Genomic DNA, 1,707 nt, shown 5'->3' on the forward strand with positions numbered 1-1,707 from the left:
TTGAGCGGGTTTTCGCTCAAGCGTGGATCCAGAAATTTGGCTCGGCGGCGATATAGTCGAGAGCCTTGTCGAGCGGCATCGTGGCGATGCCGAACGGGCCGGACGCGCCCCAGCGCTCGCCGTTCCACCACAGCACCTGGACTTTGTCCTCTTCACCGGTGGGCTTGAGCCGCGCGACCGGCTGGCCGGTGCGAGCGCTTCGCAGCGAATAGCCGCTTCCGGCGCACGTGACCGCGATACCGCCGCGCGGCCATTGAAACGCCTCGATGCGAGCCCGCATGACATCGGCCGCAGGCATCGTGAATCCTTTCGCCAGCAGCCGGATTCCCCATGGGACTTACCATCGGGAGCCGATACCATGCCAACCTCCGCTCATCCAGCCATCCTGGCGCAGTGGATGGCGCCGTTTTCCGTCTTTTTCACCCGGCCTACCTTCCAGCACGTGCTCACGCTCGTCGCCGGCGCCATTCTCTCGCCCGGTCGGCGTACTGTCGCCGCGGCGCTCAGCATCATGGGCATGCGGGAAACGGCGAGCTTCACCAACTTCCATCGCGTCCTCAACCGCAATCGCTGGCCACCCCGCGCCCTTGCGCAGCGCTTGCTCACTCTGCTGGTTGCCGCGTTCGTGCCTGACGGGCCCGTCGTGATCGGGATCGACGAGACCATCGAGCGCCGCTGGGGGCCTCGGATCAAGGCCCGCGGCATCTATCGTGATCCGGTCCGCTCCAGCCATGGCCATTTCGTCAAAGCCAGCGGCCTGCGCTGGATCAGCGTCATGTTGCTTGCCCCAATCCCCTTCGCCGGAAGGGTCTGGGCCCTGCCGTTCCTGACCGCGCTGGCGCCGTCCGAGCGCTATGCCCGCGAGCGCGGCCGCCGGCACAAGCCATTGACGGATTGGGCGCGCCAACTTCTCATCCTCGTCGCCCGCTGGCTGCCGGAGCGAAGGGTCATCGCCGTCGCCGACACAAGCTATGCCGCCATCGATCTGCTCCAAGCCGTGCGCCACCACGTGACCATGATCACCCGATTGCGGTTCGATGCGCGGCTCTTCGATCCGCCGCCGCCACGCCAACCAGGTCAGATGGGTCGACCGCGAGTGGCCGGCGCCCGCCAGCCGAACCTGGCCGAGCGCCTGAAAAGCCCTGCCACCGCATGGCGACGGGTCATGATCACCGGATGGTATGGCGGCGGTGACCGCCTCGTCGACATCGCCTCCGGCACGGCGCTTTGGTATCACCCCGGAAAGTCGGTGCCAATCCGCTGGGTTCTGGTGCGCGATGCCGCGGGAGAGTTCGAGCCGCAAGCCTTCCTGTGCACCGATCTCGATGTCGATCCGCACGCCGTGCTGGGCTGGTTCGTGCGGCGCTGGTCACTCGAGGTGACCTTTGCCGAGGTGCGCCGTCACCTCGGTGTGGAAAGCCAGCGCCAGTGGTCTGACAAGGCCATTGCCCGAACCACGCCGGCTCTGCTCGGATTGTTCTCACTCGTCACGCTGTGGGCCGGTGAAGCGCTCGGCAACGATCCCATGCCACGGCAGGCCGCCTGGTATCGCAAGCGGCAGATCACGTTCAGCGACGCGCTCGCCACCGTGCGTCGCCAGTTGTGGGTCTCAGAGACTTTTGAAACGTCCCGGGATCACCGGGACCCCCTCGAAATTCCTCGCAGCTTCTTTGAACGCATCACTGCCGCCGCGTGCTACCCGGCGTG

At 66.3% G+C, this 1,707-nt stretch carries 2 protein-coding genes; one reads left to right on the forward strand and one right to left on the reverse strand.

Translation table 11 applies throughout. The annotated features are described in order from the left end of the window. Positions 1–16: 16 nt before the first annotated feature. Positions 17–298 carry a hypothetical protein gene (locus GTW51_RS23760; protein WP_246233387.1) on the reverse strand — a complete coding sequence of 94 codons (282 nt, stop codon included), beginning with the start codon at positions 296–298 and terminating at the stop codon, positions 17–19. A 60-nt stretch (positions 299–358) separates the two neighbouring features. Between GTW51_RS23760 and GTW51_RS23270 the strand changes: the two genes are divergently transcribed. Further along, on the forward strand, positions 359–1,707 hold a 1,349-nt coding region (locus GTW51_RS23270; RefSeq protein WP_163046394.1), incomplete at its 3' end, for an IS701 family transposase.

The organism is Aurantimonas aggregata, assembly GCF_010500835.1.
In the GTDB taxonomy this organism is placed as follows: domain Bacteria; phylum Pseudomonadota; class Alphaproteobacteria; order Rhizobiales; family Rhizobiaceae; genus Aurantimonas; species Aurantimonas aggregata.

Coding starts and splice junctions, on each gene's coding strand:
- GTW51_RS23760 (WP_246233387.1), bottom strand. CDS start 298: ATGCCTGCGGCCGATGTCATGCGGGCTCGCATCGAGGCGTTTCAATGG.